The organism is Actinomadura flavalba DSM 45200 (genome assembly GCF_000374305.1).
GTDB classification, from domain to species: domain Bacteria; phylum Actinomycetota; class Actinomycetes; order Streptosporangiales; family Streptosporangiaceae; genus Spirillospora; species Spirillospora flavalba.
Genome location: NZ_KB894093.1, coordinates 495,252 through 517,226 on the forward strand (window position 1 = coordinate 495,252; position 21,975 = coordinate 517,226).

Below are 21,975 nucleotides of genomic sequence, written 5' to 3' on the forward strand. Positions count from 1 at the left end.
CGCCGTGCTCAGCCGTGATCGCGGATCAGGAGCGCAAACGACGCGTGGCCGGGCCGCGGCGGGCTGACGGCCAGTTCGGGCATCGCCTCCCGCACCGTGGAGACGCCCGCTCCTGCCAACCGGTAGGCCTTTCGCCAAGCGCCGCCGTAGCCGAGTGACCATCCCTGCCCATGCCGTACGTGTACCGAGCCGCCGTCCTTGGCCGTCGGCTGCGGTTCGGCGACGAGCGCCGTGTACACATAGCCAGCGAAGGGCGCGGGATCGACCGCGCGTACCTCGACGGCCGCGGCGGGGCGACGTGGATTCGCACGCGTCTGAACGATGACGGCTCTCGTGATCGCCTCGATGTACTCGCTGTCCGGCCTGATCCTGCCGGTTACGCCCCTGGTCACACCGACGGCGATGTCGAGAGCGGTGAAGAGCACGAAGACGGCCGCGCCGATCGCGAACCAGAGCGGAGGCGTCCAATCCCCTCGGGTCAGGCTGATACCGAGATAAGCGATCACGAGTAGGGCGAGCAGAAGCGCGGTTTTGCGGAGGTTGGCGATACCGGAGGGGGGACGGGGCGGGATAGCAGGAGTCTCTGCGGTCATGTCGGTTCCCTCCGATCCGGGGCACTAGAACCGACAACGCTCAGTCCCCGCCTCCGCACGCTTGGTCAGCTAGGGCGACCGGCAAGATTCCGATACGTGAAGATCAGACATAGCGCCCAGAGATCACACACCATCGCCGAACAGTCCGACCATACGCGTCGCGCCACCCCTCCGTCTGCCCCAAGATCGTTCGTCGACATGGCGCGCCTTCCCCCATCCCTGCGGGGTTCGCGACGCAAAAGCACAGGAGATGCACGTGCGTCGAGTCCAGACGCTCCTATTTACACCTCAAACCAGTCTGTCAAAACAGCAACTCGACGTCGCTACGTGACGTAAATCACATTCAAATGAAACGTTTGCGATGATCTTGCCGCAATCATCCCCTACTCCGGACCCGGTCGATCAAGGTGCAGGTCGGCACATGAATGGCAATGTTCATGAGTCCGATTCTAGAATAACATTCGGAATTACAGAGCCACCACGGACTCCCTCCAGCTTGCACAGCCGTAAAGATCTGCCCTATATGACACTTATGTGTCGTTGTGGGCGAGACGGCGTCGGATAGCGACAGGTTTCCGCCATTAGGATCAACTACACGGTCGGCCTCTAACCGAGACGGCGACCTCACCCGGCGGCCCCCCGCTGCGGGTACCGATCACGGTTCCGTCCACCGCCTCTAGGAATTCCATGAGCAATGAGCCGCCCGAGCACCATGAGGACGCGCGGCGGCACGCCCGCCCGCCCGGCCGTATTCGCCGACTCTTCGTCTTCCGTCGCGGCGCGGGCCTGCGCGCGAACGCCAGGGTCGCGGTTGACTGGATCGGCCTGCTCACCGCGCTTGCGACGTTGCTGTCTGCGCTCATCACGCTGGCTCCCCTCATCGCACCGCTGATCATGCTGAGCGGAACCCGCAAGGCCTCGCCCGGCAACCGCGCTCCGATGACGGTGACGATCACCAACACCGCGCGCTCCGAGGGGCACCGGGTCAAGGCGTACCGGCAGCCCGCGCGCGGCACCCTCTTCACTGAACGCCCGTACTACATCAACGGCGACACCGTCGTCTTGACCTGCCAGATCAGGGACGGAGAGCCGGTGACGCACCCGGGAGAGGGCCGCACCCAGCGCACGGTGGACGCTTGGAACCGGCTCGGCAACGGGAGCTGGATCAGCGACGTCTACACCGACCTCCCGGGAAAGACCGGGGACGAACCGCCGCCGGGGCTGCGGCTGTGCGATCGGTCCGAGGCGCCCTGACGCGAGCGTCTCCGTCCGGGCGCTCGGGCGGGCCGCCTCTAGGCCGACACCGGGAGGGTGTCGGGGCGGAGGTCGGATTCGCCTGTTTCGCCGGCGTGGACGGCGCGGCGGCCCAGGACGATGACGTAGGTGAGGAAGGCGATCTCGGCGACGACGCCGATGCCTACGCGGAGCCAGGTGATGTGGACCCAGCCCGTCACGAAGCCCTCGATGAGGCCGGAGACGAACAGGACGGCGATCAGGCCGAGGGCGACGGCGACCGTCGCGCGGCCCTCCTCGGCCAGGGCGCGGCCGCGCGGGCGGCGGCCCGGGTCGATGACCGTCCAGCCGAGCCGCAGGCCCGCCGCGCACGCCAGGTAGACGGCCGTCAGCTCCAGCAGGCCGTGCGGCAGGATCAGGCCGAAGAACACGTCGCCCTTGCCGTGCGCGAACATCAGCCCGGCCGTCAGGCCCAGATTGGCCTGGTTGAGCAGCAGCACGTACAGCGTCGGGATGCCGAGCAGGATGCCGAAGATCAACGCGACCGCCGACACCCACGCGTTGTTGATCCACACCTGGAACGCGAACGACGCCGCCGAATGGTCGGTGTAGTAGTTCGCGAAGTCCTCCTCGACGAGGCGCCGGATCGTGTACGGCGACCCCATCGCCGCCTGCACCTCCGGGTTCCGCGCCACCCAGACCGCCAGCACCAGCGCGAACACGTTGCCGAGCACCGTCACGCCCAGCCACCACCAGCGCAGCCGGTAGGCGATCGCCGGGAACGACACCGTCGCGAAGCGGCGCGCGTCGCGCCACATCGGCGCCTGCGCGCCCGCGACGGCGGCGCGGCCCCGCGCCACCAGCGCGGACAGCCGCGCGACGAGCTGCGGGTCGGGCGAACTCGACCGCACCACCGACAGGTGCGTCGCCGTGCGCTGGTACAGCTCGACCAGTTCGTCGATCTGCGGCCCGGTCAGCTTGCGGCTGGAGTTGATCAGCTTCTCCAGACGCCGCCACTCGGTGTCATGCGCGGCCACGTAGGCGTCGACGTCCACCCGGGGAGCGTAACGCGTCCGCGTCCGGACAGGGCAAGATGGGAGCCCCCGCCCGAACCACCCGAACGCCGAGGAGCCCCCGTCGATGGCCGAACTCGTCAGCGGTGAGGCCGTCGCGCTCGACCTGCGGGTCGCCCGGCTCGCCAGCCGGGGCTGCGCGCTCCTGGTCGACCTGCTGATCCAGATGACGCTCTTCGGCATCGTCACCAACGTCATCGGGCCGATCGCCGCCGTCGCCGATCCGGCCTGGGTCGCCGGGCTGACGCTGCTGAGCCTGGTCGCGGTCGTCGTCGGCTACCCGTGCGTCATGGAGACGGCGACGCGCGGGCACACGCTCGGCAAGATGCTGCTGGGGCTGCGCGTCGTGTCCGACGACGGCGGGCCCGTCCGGTTCCGGCAGACGCTGCTGCGCGCCCTCGCCGGATTCCTGGAGTTCTGGACGTTCCTCGCGATCCCCGCGCTGATCGCGTCCCTGTGCAGCTCGCGCGGCAAGCGGCTCGGGGACGTCTTCGCCGGGACGATCGTCATCCAGGAACGCGCGTCGGGCCCCGCCCACTTCGGGCCGATCGCCGTCATGCCGCCCGGGCTGGCCGGGTGGGCGTCGCGGCTCGAACTGTCCGGTGTGTCCGACGGGCTGGCGATGACCGCGCGGCAGTACATCGCGCGGTTCTGGGAGCTGCTGCCCGAGGTCCGCGACGAGCTGGGCGACCGGATCGTCGCCGAGGTCGCCGCCGTGATCAGCCCGCCTCCGCCGCCGGGGTGGCGGCCGGAACTGGTGCTGTCGGCGGTGCTGGCCGAACGGCGGACGCGCGAGGAACGGCGGCTCGCCGCGCAGCGCGCCTACCTGCGGCGGCTGCGCGGGCTGCCGCCCGAGCCGCCCGCCGCGCCGCCGTGGGCGCCCGCGGGCGGGCCGCCGCCTCCCCCGCCGCGTCCGCCGGCGCCGCCGCCGTTCAGCGACCCCGGGCCGGGGCAGCCGCGGTTCCTACCGCCACAGCACTACCCGGCGGGCCCGTACCGCGACGTGCTCGGCGGGCGGTGACCGGTCACGCCCGGTTCGGCGGCGACTCCAGGGACGTCAACTCGATGCCGGGCGCGTCCAGGACGACGTCTCCGGCCAGGTGGACGACGTGGGTCTCGGCGGTGTCGCGGTCGGTGACCTCGTAGCGCTCGACCAGCAGCGGGCCGGTGTCGGTGGCGTGCTCGTCCGTCGCGGCGCGGCGCCACGAGCGGCCCACCGTCAGCGCCGCCAGCGCCGGGCCGCCGACGTGGACGAGCCGCAGCCCGGTGTGCTGCCCGTCGGCCAGGCGCAGCGCGCGCGCCACCGCGACGAGGAAGCCCGGCGAGTCGCCGAGGAAGCCCGCCGCGCGCTCGCCGTGCTCGGCGGCGTCGTCGTCCGCGCCGCGCACCCACGCCAGTCCGGTGCCGGAGAAACCGCCGCGCAGCCAGAGATCGCCGGTGCGGATCTCGACGCGGATCTGCCGCCAGCGGGCGTCGACGACGAGATCGGTGCGCAGGCCGTCGGAACGCTCGCCGACGTAGCGCCAGCCGCCCGGCCCCGGCGCGCACTGGAAGCGTTCTTCGAGGTCGTCGTCCAGATGCAGGTACGTTCCGCGCGGCATGCCCGGACGGTACCGCAGCCGGACGCGGCGCTGCGCCCGCGCCGTGGCGCTACGGGGGTGTAACGGGGGAAACATTCCGGTGCGTTATCGAATTATCCGGGCGTTCACAGTTGATTTCAGTCACTGTCGAAGGCATTGACCTATTTGCCGCTTTTCACAAGCATTCTCAGCAGCTTCGTCTCCCCCGCTCGAACGGAGTTCTGATGAGAAAAGCCCTGCTCGCGGTCCTGGCCGCCGCCCCGCTCGTGGGCGTGCTGGCGACCCCGGCCCAGGCCGCGACCCCGTCCGCCCCGCTGACACTGGCCGCACCCGGAGCCGGTATCGCCGGGGAGTACATCGTGACGCTGAAGGCCGGCGTCTCGATCGGCGACACCGTCGCCAAGCGCGGTATCAGCACCAAGTACCGCTACGGCAAGGCCCTCAACGGGTTCGCCGCCAAACTGTCGGACGGCCAGCTCAAGCAGCTTCGCCGCACCCCCGGCGTCGCCTCGATCGAGCAGGACGGCATCGCCTACGCCAGCGCCACCCAGAGCAACCCGCCCTCGTGGGGGCTCGACCGCATCGACCAGACCAACCTGCCGCTGTCGCGCAGCTACACCTACAACGCCACCGGCGCCGGGGTGAACGCGTACATCATCGACACCGGCATCGCGACGGCCCACCCCGACTTCGGCGGGCGCGCCACCAACGTCTACGACTCGTTCGGCGGCAACGGACAGGACTGCCAGGGCCACGGCACGCACGTCGCCGGGACCGTCGGCGGCAACAACTACGGCGTCGCCAAGCGCGTCAACCTGCGCGGCGTCCGCGTCCTCAACTGCTCCGGCAGCGGCAGCTTCTCCGGCATCATCGCCGGGATGAACTGGGTGGCGACCAACCACGTCAAGCCCGCCGTCGCCAACATGTCGCTCGGCGGCGGCTTCAACTCCTCCGTCAACAGCGCCGTGAACAACCTCGCCTCGCGCGGCGTGTTCGTCGCGGTCGCGGCCGGCAACGAGAACCAGAACGCCTGCAACGTCTCGCCCGCCAGCGCGGCGAACGCCACCACGGCGGCGGCCAGCACGAGCACCGACGCCAAGGCGTCGTACAGCAACTGGGGCAACTGCGTGGACGTCTACGCGCCCGGCTCCGGGATCACCTCCGCCTGGCTGAACGGCGGGACCAACACCATCAACGGCACCTCGATGGCGTCCCCGCACGTCGCCGGTGTCGGCGCGCTGTACAAGGCCACGTACGGCGACGCGTCCTTCAGCACGATCCGGACGTGGATCATCAACAACGCCACGCCGAACGTGATCACCGGCAACCCGTCCGGGACGCCGAACCGCCTGCTCAACAAGCGCAACCTCTGACCCGCTCCGGCCGCCCCTCCCCCGCCGGGGCGGCCGGACCCAGGTCCTCCACCAGAGGGTCGCTCCCACCGGCGCCCCGGCCCGCATCACGCGGACCGGGGCGCCGGTCTTCGTGCGCGGGAAGCCGGTGCGATATCCGGGTGACCGTCCTCCACGGGACGTTCTGCCGCCCGCGCCCGTCACCTGGGGGTCAGCCCGTCATGGCCCGGAGGGGCAATACTCATGCGCTCGGTGGCGACACCCTCGTCGGTATCCCGTCCACTACGGTGAGTGACGCCACGTCGCGAGCCTCGGCCACGACCCGCCCGGCCCCTGGAGGAACGGTTGCGCGCGTATGAGGGGCCGGTGGTGTGCGGCGGGGGGACGGCGCTGACCGCGTACTTCGCGCTGGCGCCCGGCGGCGCCGACGCCCTGCTGCCGCCCGGCGTCCGGACGGCCGGCGGGCGCCGCGCCCTCGCCGTCGTGCACGCCGCCGAGCACGGGCGGCACCGGGAGGTGACGCTCGGCGTGGTGGTCCGCGACCCCGATCCGGGCCGCGTCTGGACGGAGGTCCGCCGCCGCGCGCACCGCCGCGTGACGGCCGTCCATCCGCTCGTCTCGGTGTTCAGCACGGACGCGGCCCGCGCCGCCGCCGAGGAGGTCTGGGGCCGGACGGCGATCACCGCTCCGGTCGAGATGTCCTGGACGGGCGGGACCGTCCGCGTCGCCGCCGGCCGCGTCCTGGCCCTCACCGGCGTGCCCGGTCCGGGCCTGCCCGCCGCCGCCCGCGACCTCATCACCTGCACCGACCTGGACGGCGTCCGGCTGCGCACCCGCATCGAGACCCGGGGCCGCCGCCGCGTCCATCCGGTGCCGCGCCTGCGGCTGGCGCTGCGCACCGGCCCGCTGTTCCCGAGCCTGCACCCGCTCGGCGTGGACGGCGCGCGCCCGCTGCTCTGCCTCAGCACCCCGGCCCACCGGTGCCGCCAGGCGGCGGGCACCCCCGTCCCGTGACGAGCCGTCGCGGGACGCGTCAGGAGCCCAGCCGCCAGGAGCGCAGGTAGTCGGCCTGGTCGCGGGTGAGGGTGTCGATGCCGACGTTCATGGACGCGAGCTTGAGCCCCGCCACCTCGGTGTCGATCTCCGCCGGGACCTCGTGCACGGCGGCGGGCAGCGACGCGTGCGAGGCGGCGAGCCAGGCGCAGGTGAGGGCCTGGTCGGCGAAGGACATGTCCATGACGGCGGCCGGGTGGCCCTCGGCGGCGGCCAGGTTGACCAGGCGTCCCTCGGCCAGCAGCAGCAGGCGGCGGCCGTCGGCCAGGACGTACTCGTCGCAGTGCGGGCGGACGCCCCGGTGGACCGTCGCGGCCAGCTCGTCGAGGGCGCGGACGTCGATCTCGACGTCGAAGTGCCCGGAGTTGGCGAGGATGGCGCCGTCCGGCATCGCGGCCAGGTGCTCGGCGGCGATCACGTCGCGGTTGCCGGTGACGGTGATGAACACCTCGCCGTGCCGCGCCGCCTCGGCCATCGGCTGCACGGCGAACCCCTGGAGGACGGCGTCGAGCGCCTTGACGGGGTCGATCTCGGTGACGACGACGCGCGCCCCGAGCCCCCGCGCCCGCTCGGCCAGGCCGCGCCCGCAGTAACCGAATCCGGCGATGACGACCGTCTTGCCCGCCAGCAGCGTGTTCGTCGCCCGGATGATCCCGTCGAGCGTCGACTGACCGGTGCCGTACCGGTTGTCGAACATGTGCTTGGTGTCGGTGTCGTTGACGGCCACGACCGGGAACTCCAGCACGCCTTCCCGCACCATCTGGTGCAGCCGGATCACGCCCGTCGTCGTCTGCTCGCAGCCGCCCTTGACGCCGCCGAGCAGGTCGCGGCGCTCCAGGTGCAGCGTGTTGACCAGGTCGCAGCCGTCGTCCAGCACCAGGTCCGGGCCGATCTCCAGCGCCTGGTGGATGTGCCGGTAGTAGCCCTCGCGGTCGATCCCGGCCCGCGCGAACACGGCCGCGCCGTACTCGTGGACGAGCGCCGCCGCGACGTCGTCCTGCGTGGACAGCGGATTGGACGCGGCCAGCGCCACCTCCGCGCCGCCCGCCCGCAGCGTCCGGATCAGCCCGGCCGTCTCCGTCGTCACGTGCATGCACGCCGCCACCGTGAGACCGGCCAGCGGACGGTCCCGCGCGAACCGCTCCCGGATCTGCCCGAGCACCGGCATGCTCCGGTCGGCCCACTCGATCCGCTTGACGCCGTCGTAGGCCAGCGCGGCGTCGGCGATGTCGCTCACGGACTCCTCCAGAGGCGGCGGCGCCGCCGCACGGGTTGCGTGCGGCGGCGCCGGTGCGATCAGCGGGTGATCAGTAGCGGTAGTGGTCGGGCTTGTACGGGCCCTCCACGTGCACGCCGATGTAGTCGGCCTGCTCCTTGGTGAGCGTCGTGAGCTTGACGCCCAGCGCGTCCAGGTGCAGGCGCGCGACCTTCTCGTCCAGGTGCTTGGGCAGCACGTAGACGCCGAGCGGGTACTCCTCGGTCTTGGTGAACAGCTCGATCTGCGCGATCACCTGGTTGGTGAACGAGTTCGACATGACGAACGAGGGGTGGCCGGTGGCGCAGCCCAGGTTCATCAGCCGGCCCTCGGCCAGCAGGAGGATGGAGTGGCCGTCGGGGAAGCGCCACTCGTGCACCTGCGGCTTGATCTCGATCTTCTCGATGCCCGGGACGCGGGCGAGCCCGGCGATGTCGATCTCGTTGTCGAAGTGCCCGATGTTGGACACGATTGCCTGGTGCTTCATCTGCGCCATGTGGTCGGCGGTGATGATGTTGAAGTTGCCGGTGGTGGTGACGAAGATGTCGACCTGGCCGACGACGTCGTCGAGCGTGGCGACCTGGTAGCCGTCCATCGCGGCCTGGAGCGCGCAGATGGGGTCGACCTCGGTGACGATGACGCGGGCGCCCTGGCCGCGCAGCGCGTCGGCGCAGCCCTTGCCGACGTCGCCGTACCCGGCGACGAGCGCGACCTTGCCGCCGATGAGGACGTCGGTGGCGCGGTTCAGGCCGTCCAGCACCGAGTGGCGGCAGCCGTACTTGTTGTCGAACTTCGACTTGGTGACCGAGTCGTTGACGTTGATCGCCGGGAACGCGAGCGTGCCCGCCTTGTGCATCTCGTACAGGCGGTGGACGCCGGTCGTGGTCTCCTCGGTGACGCCCTTGACGGACGCGGCCGTCTCGGTCCAGCGGCCGGGCTGGTCGGCGATGGTCCGGGTGAGGGTGTCGATGATGACGTGCCACTCGTCGGGGTCGTCGTCGGTGGCGGCGGGGACGGCCCCGGCCTTCTCGTACTCGGCGCCCTTGTGGACGAGCAGCGTGGCGTCACCGCCGTCGTCGAGGATCATGTTGGGGGTGCTGCCGTCGGGCCAGCGCAGGGCCTGGTCGGTGCACCACCAGTACTCCTCCAGCGTCTCGCCCTTCCAGGCGAAGACGGGGACGCCGGCGGGGTTCTCGACCGTGCCCTCCGGGCCGACGACGACCGCGGCGGCGGCGTGGTCCTGGGTGGAGAAGATGTTGCAGCTCACCCAGCGGACGTCGGCGCCGAGCTCGACCAGCGTCTCGATGAGCACGGCGGTCTGGATCGTCATGTGCAGGGAGCCCATGATCTTCGCGCCGCGCAGCGGCTTGGCCTCGGCGTACTCGCGGCGCGTGGCCATGAGGCCGGGCATCTCGTGCTCGGCGAGCCGGATCTCCCGGCGCCCGAAGTCGGCCAGGGAAAGGTCGGCGACCTTGTAGTCCATGCTGGGTTTGCTCCTTGGGTCCGCGTGGGTTCGGGAGCGAGTCTAGGCACGGAACGGGCCACAGGGCACGGTCGAGCGGCTGTTCCTGACACAGATTTGTTAGATTTACCGCCATGCGTATCTCGGAGGCCGCCCGCCGGCTCGGCACCTCGCCCCGGATGCTCCGCTACCGGGAGGCCCTGGGGCTGCTGCCCGCCACCCGCGAGGACGGCCCCGGGCACCGCCGCTTCACCGACGCCGACCTGCGCGCCGTCGCCCTCGGCCTGACGCTGGAACGCCGCTTCGACATCGGCCCGGCCGAGCTGGCGTTCGGCCTGCGCGTCCTGGCCGAACCCGAGGTGCAGGCCCGCGTCCGCGAGTTCGGCGAGCGCATCGGCCGCCTGTCCGCCCCGCCCGCCCGCTACCTGGACTTCGAGAAGGAGAAGGCCCTGCGCCTGCTGCGCCGCCGCTAGGCGTCGCCGCCGGGGACGACGACGCCCGCCTCGTAGGCGAGCATGACGGCCTGGGCGCGGTCGCGCAGGCCGAGCTTGGTGAAGACGCGGGCGACGTGGGTCTTGACGGTGTGCTCGCTGACGAACAGGCGCGCGGCGATCTCGGCGTTGGACAGGCCGCCCGCGATGAGCACCAGCACCTCGCTCTCGCGGGCCGTCAGCGTCGCCAGCTCGGCCGGGGCCTGCGGGCGGGTGCGGCGCTGGCGGCCGAACTCGCGGATGAGGCGGCCGGTCACCTGCGGGGCGAGCAGCGCGTCGCCGCGCGCCACGACGCGGACGGCCGACGTCAGCTCGTCGGCGGTGGCGTCCTTGAGCAGGAAGCCGCTCGCGCCGACGGCCAGCGCCTCGTAGACGTACTCGTCCACGTCGAACGTCGTCAGGACGAGCACGCGCGTCGCCGCCGCCCACGGCTCGGCCAGGATGCGGCGGGTGGCCTCGATGCCGTCCATGTGCGGCATCCGGATGTCCATGACGACGACGTCGGGCCGGTGCCGCTCGGCCAGCGCGACCGCCTCCCGGCCGTCGCCGCCCTCCCCCACGACCGTGATGTCGGGCTGCGCGCCCAGCAGCGCGGCGAACCCCGCGCGGACGATGGTCTGGTCGTCGACGATCACCACGTTGATCATCGCGGGGCGGCCTCAGCGGGGCGGCACCTCGGAACCGGGCTCACGGGCAGGGTTCTCCCTCCTGGTCAGCGGAAGCTCGGCCTCCACCTGGAACCCGCCGTGCGCGGCGGGACCGGCGGAGAACCGTCCGCCCAGCATGGTCGCACGTTCGCGCATGCCGACCAGACCGTGTCCGCCCGGACCCGGCTCGACGCGGGTCCGGCCGTCCGGCAGGGTGACCGTGGCGTCCGCGCCCCCGGTACGGGACGGGACGGCGCCCGGGTTCAGGACGGTCGTGGGCGCGGCGGCGCCGTCGTCGCGGACGCGGACGGCGAGCCGGTCGGGCAGGTAGACCAGGTCGACGTGGACCTCGGCGCCGGGCGCGTGGCGGCGCGCGTTCGTCAGCGCCTCCTGCACGATGCGGTAGGCCGACAGCTCGACCGTCGTGGACAGCGCGCGGGGGTCGCCGCGGACGTCCATCTCGACCCGGCCGCCCGCGCCGCGGTGCTGGTCGATCAGCTCGGGGAGCCGGTCGAGGCGCGGCTGCGGGGACGAGTCGGACTGGTCGGGCCTGGCGTCGGCGCGCAGCACGCTGAGCAGCCGCCGCATCTCCACCAGCGCCTCCCGGGCCGTCCGGGCGATCTCGGCGTAGCCCTCGCGGGCCTGCGGGGACAGCGCGTCCATCGTGTACGGCGCGGTCTCCGCCTGAACGGCGATCATGGAGACGGAGTGCGCGACGACGTCGTGCAGCTCGCGGGCGATGCGGGCGCGTTCGCGCATCACGGCCTGCTCGCGCTGCGCGACCGACAGCCGGGTGAGCGTCTCGTTGTTGCGCTCCTGCGCGGCGGCCTGCGTGCGCCCGGCGCTCTCCACGACGGTGCGGGCGTCACCGAGGCCGATGGCGGCGAGCACGGCGACGATCGCGGCGGGCCACGGGATCTCGTCGAGGGTGGCGGTGGCGACGTACACGACGACGACGGTGACGACGCTGCCGACGGCGAGGATGCCGGTGGACTGGCGGGGCAGCTCGCGCCCGAGCGCGTACAGCGTGTAGAACGCGGCGAGCGTGGTGGTGACCAGGAGCGGCTGGCCGGTGAGCAGGCTCGCCGCGACCGCGCCGAGCGCGACGGCCGCGACGGGACGCAGGTACTCGCGGCGCCACACCAGCGGCAGCGTCGCCGCGACGACGAGCGCCCCGGCGACGCCGAACGGCGACGGGACGCGCGGCACCAGCTCGGCCAGCGCGGCCAGCGCCAGCAAGAACCCGGTGAGCGGCGCGAAGTACCAGGCGCCGGTCACCTCGCCCCACAGGTTGATCCAGCGGGGCAGCGGCGCGGTGGCGGTGTCGCCGCCGGGCGCGGCCTGGCGGGACGGGCTCGTCAGCCGGGCGGCGACGCGGCGGCCGACCGGCCGCAGCAGCGTCCCGACGCCGGTGAGGAGCCACAGCAGGAGCTGGCCGACGCCGGCGACGATCCGGCCGGACAGGCGCCACGCGTGGTGCGCCACGGCGGGCCCGAAGGCGGTGGGCGCCGCGCCGCCCGGCGGGCCGGACGGCGGGGCGGGCGCGGGAGGTCGGTCGTCGCTGCTCACCCCTCCATACTGTCCGCTCACGGCCGTCCCTCACCTCACCGTGCGGAGCCCTCTCGGAGGACCCGGCATCCCTCTGGAGGACGACGCCGTTTCCCTACCTTTGGCCGACGCGCGGCGCGGTCCGGGCGGCCTACCGTTGAGAACGTGGTCGCGACAACGGCGATCCGCCCGGATCAGGGGGTTTTCCGGGAGGGCGCCGCGACCGCACCGGGGACCGTCCGGCCCCAGGGGTGCCGGACGGTGCACGACCGCTCCTTGCGGGCCGCCCTTCGGCGACGCCTGGGCTGGGGTACGACCGGATGTGACCGGCGGCCCGCGAGGAAGCGTCGGGGAACGGCGAAGGGGGCCGTCCGCGTGCGGACGGCCCCCTCGGCGTCGTTCAGGACGCGTGCTCCTCCTCGGCGGCGGGCGCCGCCTTGGCCGCCGACGTGGCGGCCGAGCCCTCGGGCCGTTCGGCGAGGTTCTCGCGGCCGAACAGGGCGGGCTCCAGGTAGATCATCCGGGCCTCGGGGAACTCCGCCCGGACGTTGGCCTCGGCGCGGTCGATGGCGCGGGCCACCTGCTCGGCCGTGTCGTCGTGGTCGACCGCGATCTTGGCGGCGACGAGCATCTCCTCCGGGCCGATGAACTGGGTGCGGATGTGGATGACGCGCTCGACGTCCTCGGTGGACTCCAGCGCCGCGACGATCTTCGTCTCCTGCTCGGGGTCGGCGCCCTCGCCGATGAGCAGGCTCTTGGTCTCGATCGCGAGGATGACCGCGATGAGGCCGAGCAGGACGCCGATCGCGACCGTGCCGACGCCGTCCCAGACGCCGTTGCCGGTCAGCACGGCGAGCGTGACGCCGCCGAGCGCCAGGATGAGGCCGACGAGGGCGCCCAGGTCCTCCAGGAGGACGACGGGCAGCTCGGGCGCCTTGGACCGGCGGATGAACTGCCACCAGGACCGGTCGCCGCGCACCTGGTTCGACTCGACGATCGCGGTGCGGAACGAGAAGATCTCCAGCACGATCGCGATGCTCAGCACGGCGAAGGCCCACGCCGGCGACTTCACCGCGTGCGGGTCCTGGATCTTGTGGATGCCCTCGTACAGCGAGAACAGCGCGCCCACGGTGAACAGCACGACGGCGACGACGAACGCGTAGAAGTACCGTTCGCGGCCGTATCCGAAGGGGTGTTGCGGCGTGCGCACCCGTTGCGAGCGCTTGCGGCCCAGCAGCAGCAGCGCCTGGTTGCCCGAGTCGGCCACGGAGTGGATCGACTCGGCGAGCATGGAGGACGAACCGGTGAACACCCACGCGACGAACTTCGACACCGCGATGCCTAGGTTCGCCGCGAGCGCCGCGACGATCGCCTTCGTCCCCGCTTCTGCACTCATCTACGAGATCCTCGTCTTCAGTTCCTGGATGGTCGCGACCGGCGTCGGGTCGACGCCGAGCGCGATGGCCAAGTAAACCGTGACGTAGTCGGCGAGCGCGATCAAAGTCGCGATTCTCTCCAGCGGATGCTCGCCCTCGGCGGCCAGCTCGGTGACGGTGACGCCCCGGTCGCGGGCCAGTTCGACGGAGACCTCGCGGCGCTTGCGCGTCTGGGGATGCTCGTCGGTGTCGCTGAGGACGACGAGGTGCAGCCCGTGCTCGGCGTCGTCGAGGCGGTCGCGGAAGAAGTCGTCGGGGTCGGCGGGGGGCCGCCCGAACAGGCCGTCGAACGCGACGACCTGGTTGTGGTTCGCCTCCGGGAGCGCGCCCGCGATGCCCGGGTACTTGGCGTTCTCGTTGAGCTGGCAGCAGAACCGGTACGCGGCGGTCGCGGCGATCTCCGAGCCGCCCCACACCATCGGGACGTCCCCGGCGAGCGACGCGGCGACCCGCTTGGCGGGGTTCAGGAACGTCTCGCTGGACGGGCGGCAGCGGTGCGCGACGTCCTCCAGCCGGGCGGCGGTGGCCTCCAGCAGTGCGTCGGGGGCGTCGAGCAGCCCGAGGCCGCGCGCGGCCAGGACGAGCGGGATCGTCAGGCCCCACAGCGTCGAGCGGGGCTGCCCCACCGACCGGACGGGCACGAACGCGGCCCGCGTCCGCGCGCCGAGGTCGGCCAGCGGCGAGTCGTCGCCGCCGACGAACAGCAGGCGGCAGCCGCGCCGGGCGGCCTCGGCCGCGACGGCGATCGTCTCCTCGGTGGAGCCCGAGCACGACACCGCGATCACCAGGTCGGCGGCGCCGACCCAGCCGGGCAGCCGGTAGCCGCGCACGGTCATGATCGGGACGGGGCAGCCGAGCCCGGCCACGGCGCCGAGGACGTCGCCGGAGATGCCCGAGCCGCCCATGCCGGTGACGACGATCGCGCGGGGCCGTCCGTCGCGGGCGGTCAGCTCGACGGCGCCGGACTCGGCGGTGCGCCGGGCGGCCTCGCGGATCTGCGCCGCCGACGAGGCGACCTGCGGGAGCATCCCGCCGGGGTCGGCGGCCTCGATGCGCGCGGCGTCGTCGAGGCGGCCGGTGTCGACGGCGACTTTCACGGAGCCGGGGTGCGGGCCTCGTCCACGAGGAGCACCGGGATGTCGTCGCGCACGGGGTAGGCGTAGTGGCACGTGCCCGTGCACACCAGCTCGGCGGCGGCCTCGTCGGGCTCCAGCCGCCCGCCGCAGTTCGGGCAGGCGAGGACCTCCAGCAGCCAGGAGTCGATCTTCACGGTCACTTCTCCCTCACAATGCTCAGGACCTCGTCGCGGACCGCCGCCATGGTGGCCGCGTCGGACGCCTCGGCGTTCAGGCGCAGCAGCGGTTCGGTGTTGGACGGGCGCAGGTTGAACCACCAGCCGTCGGTGGCGATGGTGAGCCCGTCCAGTTCGTCGATCGTAACGCCGGGACGGGCGCCGAACGCCGCGCGGACCTGCTCGGTCGCGGCGGCGGCGTCGGCGACGGTGCTGTTGATCTCGCCGGACGCGGCGTAGCGGTCGTAGGCGGCCAGCAGCTCCGACAGCGGCGCGGCGCCCTCACCGAGCGCGGCCAGCACGTGCAGCGCGGCGAGCATGCCCGAGTCCGCGAACCAGAAGTCGCGGAAGTAGAAGTGCGCGGAGTGCTCGCCGCCGAAGACGGCGCCGGTGTCGGCCATCGTCTGCTTGATGAACGAGTGCCCGACGCGGGTGCGGACGCCGTCGCCGCCGTGCTCTGCGATGACCTCGGGCACGGCCCGGGAGCTGATGAGGTTGTAGACGATCGGGGCGCCGGGGTGCTTGGCCAGTTCGCGGGCGGCGACGAGCGCGGTGATCGCGGACGGGGAGACGATCTCGCCGCGTTCGTCCACGGCGAAGCAGCGGTCGGCGTCGCCGTCGAAGGCGAGCCCGAGGTCGGCGCCGGTCGCGCGGACCTTCGCCTGGAGGTCGCGCAGGTTCTCCGGCTCGATTGGGTTGGCCTCGTGGTTGGGGAACGTTCCGTCCAGCTCGAAGTAGAGCGGCACCAGGTCGAGGGGCAGGCCCGCGAACACGGGCGGGACGGTGTGCCCGGCCATGCCGTTGCCCGCGTCCACGACGACCTTGAGGGGCCGGATGCCGGACAGGTCGACGAGGGTCTTGAGGTGGTCGGCGTAGCCCTGGAGGACGTCGCGGTCGGTGACGGTGCCGGGGGCGCCGTCGAAGGCGGGGACGCCCTGCTCGACGAGGGCGCGGATGTCGGCGAGGCCGGTGTCGCGGCCGATCGGCCGGGCCCCGGCGCGGCACAGCTTCATCCCGTTGTACTGCGCGGGGTTGTGGCTGGCGGTGAACATGACGCCGGGCAGGTCGAGGATGCCGCTCGCGTAGTACAGCAGGTCGGTGGAGCCGAGCCCGGCCTGGACGACGTCGGCGCCCTGGGCGGCGGCGCCGCGCGCGAACGCGGCGGCGAGCGGGCCGGAGGACGGGCGCATGTCGTGGGCGGTGACGACGGCGGTCGCGCCGGTCACCCGGACGAAGGCGGCGCCGATGGCCTCGGCCGTCGCGGCGTCCAGTTCGGCGGGCACCACGCCGCGGATGTCGTACGCCTTGAAGATCTTGGCGAGGTCGCCCACTCGTGCTCCGATCGGTGTCGCGATTTGCGGCACCCGAGCCTACCGCCGCCGGGGCACCCGCCCGACGCGCGATGAGCGCGGTCGGGCAGAAGTGCTCAGCCGAATGCAGAGTCGCGGGCGGCGGTGCGCGATGTCTGCGAAAGGAGGGGGCGGGTCAGTCGGTGGAGCGCAGCACGCGGAGGTGGCCGCGGCGGCCGACCTCGGTGCCCTGGCCGACCGGTTCGTGCCCGGCGGGGGCGGGGCGGGCGGCCTCGCGGACGGCGTCGGCGAGGGCTTCGAGGTCGTCGGAGGACGGTTCGGCGTCGTCCTCGACGGGGAGGCGGACCAGCTCCCAGCCCATCGGGGCGGTGAGCCGCTCGGAGTGCTCGGCGCACAGGTCGTAGCAGTGCGGCTCGGCGTACGTGGCCAGCGGCCCGAGGACCGCGGTGGAGTCTCGGTAGACGTACGTGAGCGTGAACACCGCAGGCGCCTTGCAGGCGGTGCGGGAACAGATCCGGACGGGGCTCACGATGGCCGACCGTACCCCTCGGCCGCCCCGTCCGCCACCACCCCTGAGGTACGTGTCGCCGTTACCGCACAAATTCCCCGTCTTTCGTCACGCACCCGAAGGTATGCACCACGAGCCGTCACCGGACGGAAGGCTTGTGCCCGGGTCCGGGGCGATGCCGGAGGACGGACGGTAAGCTGAGGGGGTGCGATCCCGTGTGGCAGGCGTCCGGCGCCGCGACCGGCGGGGGAGGGGCCTGCGCGGCCCGCTGACTCCCCCGCGGGCGCCGATCAGCCGCACCCGCGCCGAGCGCTTCGACGACCTGGTGGCCGACGAGGTCCGCCGCCTCGGCCGCCGGTGGGACCGCGAACTCGCCCAGGTGGAGTTCGCCGTCGAGGACGTCCCGCTCATCGGTGACGACGACGAGGGCCCCGTCCCGCTCAGCGCCACCGAGGCCGGCGAACCCGGCGAGCCCGTCCGCATCGTCGTCTACCGGCGGCCCGTGGAGGCCCGCGCCGACGACGACGCCGAGACCACGCGCCTCGTCCGCGATCTGCTGGTCGAGGAGATCGCGGATCTGCTCGGTCTCTCCCCCGAATCGGTCGATCCGAGCTACGACTCGCCCGACGACTAGGGGATCAGCACCCGCCGCGTGCCGCCCACCGGCGGGAGCGCCGTCGTGCGGGCCGCCTCGGGCACCGGGAGCAGGGTGAGGCGGACGTCCGAGCCGCCGCCCGCCGTGAGCAGCCGCGCCGCGTACACCGGCCCCGAGCCGCGTTCGGGCTGGACGAGCAGCGCCCCGGTCCCGGCGGCGATCCGCGTCTCGGCGGTGCGCCCGGCGGCCACCGTGAGGCGCTGGGGCGCGCCGCCGCCGACGGGGGTGAGCACGACCGTGGCCCCGGCGCGCGGGGCCGTCAGCGTCAGCCACGCGTCGCGGCGGGAGGCGGGCAGCAGCGCGCCGCCGCCGACCGGCCCGGCGGAGGCGCCGTAGGCGACGTCGCTGCCGCGCCGGACCGCGACGCCCGCGACGACCGGCCGGTCGGCGGTGACGCGCACGGCGGCGGGCCGGGCCGCGAGCGAGGGGTGCAGGTCCACGGCGGTGACGGTGCCCGCGAACGCCTCCAGCGTGCCCCGCCCGCCGGGGGTCACCACGCCCTGCGCGGTGATCGTCTCGATCCTCAGCCGGGCGTCCTCGCCGCCGGGGACCGCGACGAGCAGCCGCCGCTCCCCCGAGCCGCCGGGCACGCCCGGCACGATGATCTCCCGCGCGGGGGCGGCGGCGCGGGGCAGCCAGTCGGCGCCCGCGTCGGCGCGGACGTGGACGGCGGCGGCGACGCGGCCGGTCGTCGCGACCACGCGCAGCGTCAGTTCCCGCGCGGTGCGCACCAGGTCGCCGAGCCCTTCGGCGGACGCGCCGAGCCGCACGACGCGGGTGGTGGCGGGCTCGACGGTGATGCCGCGTCCGTCGGTGCCGTCCAGCGGGCCGTCGCCGGAGTAGGCGTGCAGGTCGACCGAGGCGGGCCGGGGGTCGAGGTTGGTCAGGTGCACCTCGACGCGTTCGGCGGCGCCGGGTCCGGGGCCGGTGAACCAGTGCTCGACGGCGGGTTCGGCGCAGCGCGTCCCGGCCAGGCCGACGTCGTCGCGGGTCTGCTCGGCGGCGAGCCCGGCGGCGGCGCCGCCCGCCGCGCGGACGGCGACGTCGGCGCGGGGGCTCGCCGACCAGGCGGCGCCGCCGTCCGACAGCGGCGCGCCGCCGGTCACGGGGGCGACGGTGATCCGGCCGTCGCGGGCGCCGGGCCACGGCTGCACGGCGACGTCCCCGGCGGGGCAGGCGAGCAGCGCGGACGTGACCGGGACGCGCGTCCCGGCCCGCGCCTCCGGCGCCGCGCCGAGCGGCACGAGCCGCGCGACGCCCGCCAGGGCGAGCACGGCGACGCCGACGAGCAGCGCGGTCGCGCCGCGCGACCCGGCGAGGCCGACGACGCGCGCGTTCGGGGTCCGGCGGCGGCTGCGCGGACTCATGCGGCGTCCGGGGTGAGGGCGGGGCTGCGGCGGCGCCGTCCCCGGCGCGGATCGGCGCCCGGGCCGGGGCGCGCGCCGGGCAGCGCGAGGACGAGCAGGACGGCGAGCGCGACGGCCTGCGCGCCCGTCCACGCCTGCCGGACGACCGAGCCGCCGGACAGGCGCAGCGTGCCGCCCGCCGCCGGGACCGGGTAGCCGCGCGCCCAGCCGTCCACGGTGCGGGCCTCGACGTCGCGGCCGCCGAGGGTGGCGTGGGTCGCGCCGGACGGGTCGGTGACGAGCAGCGTCCGGCCGGGCGCCCCCGGCGGGACCGCGACGGCGTCGCGGGCCGGGAGCGGCGTCGCGGACGGCCCGTCGAGCAGCATCAGGCGGCCCGCCGGGACGGGCAGCCGCCACACGCCGAACGCCGCCGCGCGGCTCTCCCGGGTCAGCTCCGGCGACGCGTCCAGCACGGCCGTCAGCGGGTCGCGGCCGGGGTCGGGGACCAGGACGTACTCGATGCCCATCCGGGCGAGCGGCGCCGCGTCGTCGCCGGGCCGCGCGCCCGCGAGGGCGGCGACGAGCCCGTCCAGCCTGCGCGCGGCGGCTTCCGGCACGGGCGCGGGGTCGCCGAGCGCCGGGCGAGCGCCGTCGCGCAGCACGGTGTGGCCGACGCGGCCGTCGCGGGTGCGCAGGACGAGCGTGCCGGGGGCGTGCGGTCCGGCGAGGAAGTCGGGGACCGTCCCGGCGGGGACGCGGCCCAGCGGGCCGTCCACGCCCCGCACGACCCACGTCACGGCGGCGACGGCCGGTGCGCTGACGGCCGCCGCGACCACGAGCGCACCGCCGATGCGGGCGAGACGTCCCGGGCCGGTCAGCGCGTCGGCGGCGCGGGCCACGGCCGTCGCCGCCGCGAGCAGCAGCCCGGCCGCCGCGACGGCGAGCGCCGTGCCCGGCCAGACGGCGGCCCGGTCGGCGCCGTTCGTCACGGTGAGGGCGCCCGCCAGGACGGCGACGAGCAGCCCGCCGAGCGCGATCAGCCAGCCCGCCAGCACCGTCGTGCGGCGCGTCCGCAGCAGCAGCGCGGACGCGGCGGCCGCGGCGAGGCCCGCCATCGCCCACGCGGCGGGCGTTCCGGGGCCGCCGGGGTTGAGCAGCAGGACCCCGTCCGGCGTCGTGCCCCGGACCGGGGCGTGCACGCCCGCCTCCAGCAGGAACCGCGACGGGTGGCGCAGCAGGCCGAGCGTCCAGGGCAGCAGGAGCAGCGGCGGCACCGCGACCACCAGGACCAGGTGACGGCGCGCCGCGCCGCCCGGCCGGTCCAGCAGCAGCCACGCCGCGCCCGCCGCCAGCAGCGCGAGCACCCACGTCAGCGGCACGAACGCCAGCGCCACCGTCAGCAGCAGCGCCGCGCCCCACGCCGCCCGCGCCCGCCGGACCGGCTCGGGCACCGCGCCGTGCCGGGGCAGGCCCGTCATGCGGGCGACCCGCGCGGCGAACAGCGGCAGCACCACGAGCACCGTCACGGTTCCGACGCGGCCCTGCGCGACGGCGCCCGTCGCGGTCGGCAGCAGCGCGTACGCGGTCGCGAACCAGGCGCGCTCGGCGGGCCGGGCCGGGCGGCGCGGCGAACCCAGCAGCCGGGACGCGCGGTACGCGGCGAGCCCGGCCAGCGGGACGCCCGCGAACAGCAGCAGCGTGACCGCCAGCCACGGCTTGCCGAACGTGACCGTCGACAGCAGCGCGAGAAAGCCCACGTACGGCGGCTCGCCCGCCAGATACGCGGTCCACAGGTCGGACGCCCCGCCCCGGGCGGGGACGAGCGCGCCGCCGCCCAGCTCGGTCCCGGCCGCCGGGAGGGACCGGGCGGCGGCCAGCGTCACGGCCGTCAGGCCGAGGCCGAGCAGGACGGGCGGGCGCGTCAGCGTCCGGCGCGCCCAGCCCGGTTCGTCGGACGCGGCGCGGCGCTCGGCGGCGGCGCGGCGGCGCGCGTCGCGGGCCGCGAACCGGTCCGACAGGGACTCGGCGAGCCGCCGCCGCGCGACGCCGCTGGCCAGGTGGCGGCGGACCGTCCGGTACACGTGCATCCGGCCGCCCGAGCGCTCCGCGCGCATCCGGCGCAGCCGCCACGGCGAGCGCAGCACGTCCGCGAGCGCGGCCAGCTCGGCGCGCGCCTCCGCCGTCCGCTTCGTCGCGACGAGCCGCGCCGCGCGCACCGCCGACGCCTGCACGTTGCGCAGCAGCGCGGCGGGCAGCGCGCGGGCGGGCAGGTTGCCGAACAGCGTGTAGAGGGCGTTGCGGCGGTCGCGGCGGCGCGGCGAGTCGGCCGCCATGCCGATGCGCCGCAGCCCGCGCCGGGCCGCCTCGGCGTGGTGGACGACGGCGTCGCTCACCGCCATGACGCGCTCGCCCGCCGCGTGCGCGCGCCAGCAGAAGTCCAGATCGTCGCGGAACAGCCCGAACGCCAGGTCGAAGCCGCCCAGGCGCTCCCACACGTCGCGGCGGACGAGCATCCCGGCGCTGCCGACCGCGAGGACCTCGCGGTCGCCGTCGTGCTGGCCCTGGTCGAACTCGCCGGGGTCGATGCCGGTGTCGCGGCGTCCCGCGCCGTCCACGGTGACGCCCAGTTCCAGCAGGACGCGGCGGTCGTCCCAGTCGCGGACCTTCGGGCCGAGGACGGTCAGGCCCGGGTCGCGGGTCGCGGCGTGCAGCAGGCGGTCCAGTGCGGTGGGGGCGGGCGCGGAGTCGTCGTGCAGCAGCCACACCCACTCGCTGCGAGCCCCGGCGCCCGGATCGTCGTCGGGCACGGGCAGCGTCGCCGCCGGATGCCGCAGGCCCTCGGCCAGCGCCTCGCCGAAGCCCGTCGTGCGGGGCAGCGTCAGCACGTTGCCGGGGCCGACGACCTCGCGGAGCACGGCCGGGCCCCGGTCGCGGCTGCCGGTGTCCACGGCGACGAGGCGCTGCACCGGACGCGTCTGCGTCAGCACCGCCTTGAGCGTCGCGGGAAGCCACGCGGCGCCGTCGTGCGCGACCAGGACGGCGGTGACGACGTGCCGGTCGGTGACGGGGGCGCCCGCGGGCGCGGCCGGGCGGGCGGCCGGTCCGGCCGTGCGGGGATCGGTTGTGGGGGACAACGCTTCCG

Annotated in this window: 20 protein-coding genes; 6 read left to right on the forward strand and 14 right to left on the reverse strand. The window is 74.3% G+C overall.

What is annotated here, in order from left to right; translation table 11 throughout:
- Positions 1–8: 8 nt before the first annotated feature.
- A complete protein-coding gene (locus tag C229_RS0102195) occupies positions 9–593 on the reverse strand; it encodes a hypothetical protein (protein ID WP_018653440.1) in 585 nt (194 codons plus the stop codon).
- 687 nt (positions 594–1,280) lie between these two features.
- On the opposite strand from C229_RS0102195, the gene C229_RS0102200 reads away from it, so the two are divergent.
- Complete coding sequence (locus C229_RS0102200; protein ID WP_018653441.1) at positions 1,281–1,847, forward strand: hypothetical protein; 567 nt, start codon at positions 1,281–1,283, stop codon at positions 1,845–1,847.
- A 38-nt stretch (positions 1,848–1,885) separates the two neighbouring features.
- On the opposite strand, the gene C229_RS0102205 is transcribed toward C229_RS0102200, so the two are convergent.
- Positions 1,886–2,881, reverse strand: a complete 996-nt coding sequence (locus C229_RS0102205; RefSeq protein WP_018653442.1) for a stage II sporulation protein M — start codon at positions 2,879–2,881, stop codon at positions 1,886–1,888.
- Between the two features lie 85 nt (positions 2,882–2,966).
- On the opposite strand from C229_RS0102205, the gene C229_RS0102210 reads away from it, so the two are divergent.
- Entirely contained in the window at positions 2,967–3,920 is a 954-nt protein-coding gene (locus tag C229_RS0102210; RefSeq protein WP_018653443.1) for an RDD family protein, read from the forward strand.
- Between the two features lie 4 nt (positions 3,921–3,924).
- Here the strand turns inward: C229_RS0102210 and C229_RS0102215 are convergent, their stop codons facing one another.
- On the reverse strand, positions 3,925–4,500 hold the full coding sequence (locus C229_RS0102215) for a hypothetical protein (protein WP_018653444.1): 576 nt from the start codon (positions 4,498–4,500) through the stop codon (positions 3,925–3,927).
- 203 nt (positions 4,501–4,703) lie between these two features.
- Between C229_RS0102215 and C229_RS0102220 the strand changes: the two genes are divergently transcribed.
- Both C229_RS0102220 and C229_RS0102225 read left to right on the forward strand, forming a co-directional pair.
- Positions 4,704–5,852 (forward strand): S8 family peptidase, encoded by a 1,149-nt coding sequence (locus tag C229_RS0102220; protein WP_018653445.1) that lies wholly within the window; start codon positions 4,704–4,706, stop codon positions 5,850–5,852.
- Positions 5,853–6,176: 324 nt separating this feature from the next.
- Positions 6,177–6,845 carry a hypothetical protein gene (locus C229_RS0102225; protein WP_155884550.1) on the forward strand — a complete coding sequence of 223 codons (669 nt, stop codon included), beginning with the start codon at positions 6,177–6,179 and terminating at the stop codon, positions 6,843–6,845.
- Positions 6,846–6,864: 19 nt separating this feature from the next.
- Here the strand turns inward: C229_RS0102225 and ahcY (C229_RS0102230) are convergent, their stop codons facing one another.
- Together ahcY (C229_RS0102230) and ahcY (C229_RS0102235) are read right to left on the reverse strand one after the other, a co-directional pair.
- On the reverse strand, positions 6,865–8,121 hold the full coding sequence (gene ahcY / locus C229_RS0102230; RefSeq protein ID WP_018653447.1) for an adenosylhomocysteinase: 1,257 nt from the start codon (positions 8,119–8,121) through the stop codon (positions 6,865–6,867).
- A 70-nt stretch (positions 8,122–8,191) separates the two neighbouring features.
- Positions 8,192–9,622, reverse strand: a complete 1,431-nt coding sequence (gene ahcY, locus C229_RS0102235; protein WP_018653448.1) for an adenosylhomocysteinase — start codon at positions 9,620–9,622, stop codon at positions 8,192–8,194.
- 113 nt (positions 9,623–9,735) lie between these two features.
- Here ahcY (C229_RS0102235) and C229_RS0102240 point away from each other — a divergent pair, with 113 nt between their 5' ends.
- Positions 9,736–10,074, forward strand: a complete 339-nt coding sequence (locus C229_RS0102240; protein ID WP_018653449.1) for a MerR family transcriptional regulator — start codon at positions 9,736–9,738, stop codon at positions 10,072–10,074.
- On the opposite strand, the gene C229_RS0102245 is transcribed toward C229_RS0102240, so the two are convergent.
- The 7 genes from C229_RS0102245 to C229_RS0102275 all read right to left on the reverse strand — a co-directional run bounded on the left by C229_RS0102245 (position 10,071) and on the right by C229_RS0102275 (position 16,853).
- On the reverse strand, positions 10,071–10,739 hold the full coding sequence (locus tag C229_RS0102245; protein WP_018653450.1) for a response regulator: 669 nt from the start codon (positions 10,737–10,739) through the stop codon (positions 10,071–10,073). The genes C229_RS0102240 and C229_RS0102245 overlap by 4 nt on opposite strands.
- A 12-nt stretch (positions 10,740–10,751) precedes the next feature.
- Positions 10,752–12,308, reverse strand: coding sequence for a sensor histidine kinase (locus C229_RS0102250; RefSeq protein WP_018653451.1), 1,557 nt, complete (start codon positions 12,306–12,308; stop codon positions 10,752–10,754).
- Between the two features lie 379 nt (positions 12,309–12,687).
- Complete coding sequence (locus tag C229_RS0102255) at positions 12,688–13,683, reverse strand: cation diffusion facilitator family transporter (protein WP_018653452.1); 996 nt, start codon at positions 13,681–13,683, stop codon at positions 12,688–12,690.
- Entirely contained in the window at positions 13,684–14,820 is a 1,137-nt protein-coding gene (locus tag C229_RS0102260) for a bifunctional phosphoglucose/phosphomannose isomerase (RefSeq protein ID WP_018653453.1), read from the reverse strand.
- A complete protein-coding gene (locus C229_RS0102265) occupies positions 14,817–14,999 on the reverse strand; it encodes a Trm112 family protein (protein WP_018653454.1) in 183 nt (60 codons plus the stop codon). Before C229_RS0102265 ends, C229_RS0102260 begins: the two co-directional genes overlap by 4 nt.
- Positions 14,996–16,345, reverse strand: a complete 1,350-nt coding sequence (locus C229_RS0102270; protein ID WP_018653455.1) for a phosphomannomutase/phosphoglucomutase — start codon at positions 16,343–16,345, stop codon at positions 14,996–14,998. The genes C229_RS0102265 and C229_RS0102270 overlap by 4 nt, the downstream gene beginning before the upstream one ends.
- A 154-nt stretch (positions 16,346–16,499) precedes the next feature.
- Entirely contained in the window at positions 16,500–16,853 is a 354-nt protein-coding gene (locus C229_RS0102275; RefSeq protein WP_026313378.1) for a DUF3499 domain-containing protein, read from the reverse strand.
- Between the two features lie 196 nt (positions 16,854–17,049).
- Between C229_RS0102275 and C229_RS0102280 the strand changes: the two genes are divergently transcribed.
- Positions 17,050–17,466 (forward strand): metallopeptidase family protein, encoded by a 417-nt coding sequence (locus tag C229_RS0102280; RefSeq protein WP_018653457.1) that lies wholly within the window; start codon positions 17,050–17,052, stop codon positions 17,464–17,466.
- Here C229_RS0102280 and C229_RS32510 read toward each other — a convergent pair.
- Positions 17,463–18,854, reverse strand: a complete 1,392-nt coding sequence (locus C229_RS32510; protein WP_018653458.1) for a DUF5719 family protein — start codon at positions 18,852–18,854, stop codon at positions 17,463–17,465. The genes C229_RS0102280 and C229_RS32510 overlap by 4 nt on opposite strands.
- Positions 18,851–21,967, reverse strand: coding sequence for a glycosyltransferase family 2 protein (locus C229_RS32245; protein ID WP_018653459.1), 3,117 nt, complete (start codon positions 21,965–21,967; stop codon positions 18,851–18,853). The genes C229_RS32510 and C229_RS32245 overlap by 4 nt, the downstream gene beginning before the upstream one ends.
- Positions 21,968–21,975: the final 8 nt, after the last annotated feature.

Coding starts and splice junctions, on each gene's coding strand:
- C229_RS0102200 (WP_018653441.1), top strand. CDS start 1,281: ATGAGCAATGAGCCGCCCGAGCACCATGAGGACGCGCGGCGGCACGCC.
- C229_RS0102210 (WP_018653443.1), top strand. CDS start 2,967: ATGGCCGAACTCGTCAGCGGTGAGGCCGTCGCGCTCGACCTGCGGGTC.
- C229_RS32510 (WP_018653458.1), bottom strand. CDS start 18,854: ATGAGTCCGCGCAGCCGCCGCCGGACCCCGAACGCGCGCGTCGTCGGC.
- C229_RS0102220 (WP_018653445.1), top strand. CDS start 4,704: ATGAGAAAAGCCCTGCTCGCGGTCCTGGCCGCCGCCCCGCTCGTGGGC.
- C229_RS0102255 (WP_018653452.1), bottom strand. CDS start 13,683: ATGAGTGCAGAAGCGGGGACGAAGGCGATCGTCGCGGCGCTCGCGGCG.
- C229_RS0102245 (WP_018653450.1), bottom strand. CDS start 10,739: ATGATCAACGTGGTGATCGTCGACGACCAGACCATCGTCCGCGCGGGG.
- C229_RS0102195 (WP_018653440.1), bottom strand. CDS start 593: ATGACCGCAGAGACTCCTGCTATCCCGCCCCGTCCCCCCTCCGGTATC.
- ahcY (WP_018653448.1), bottom strand. CDS start 9,622: ATGGACTACAAGGTCGCCGACCTTTCCCTGGCCGACTTCGGGCGCCGG.
- C229_RS0102215 (WP_018653444.1), bottom strand. CDS start 4,500: ATGCCGCGCGGAACGTACCTGCATCTGGACGACGACCTCGAAGAACGC.
- C229_RS0102240 (WP_018653449.1), top strand. CDS start 9,736: ATGCGTATCTCGGAGGCCGCCCGCCGGCTCGGCACCTCGCCCCGGATG.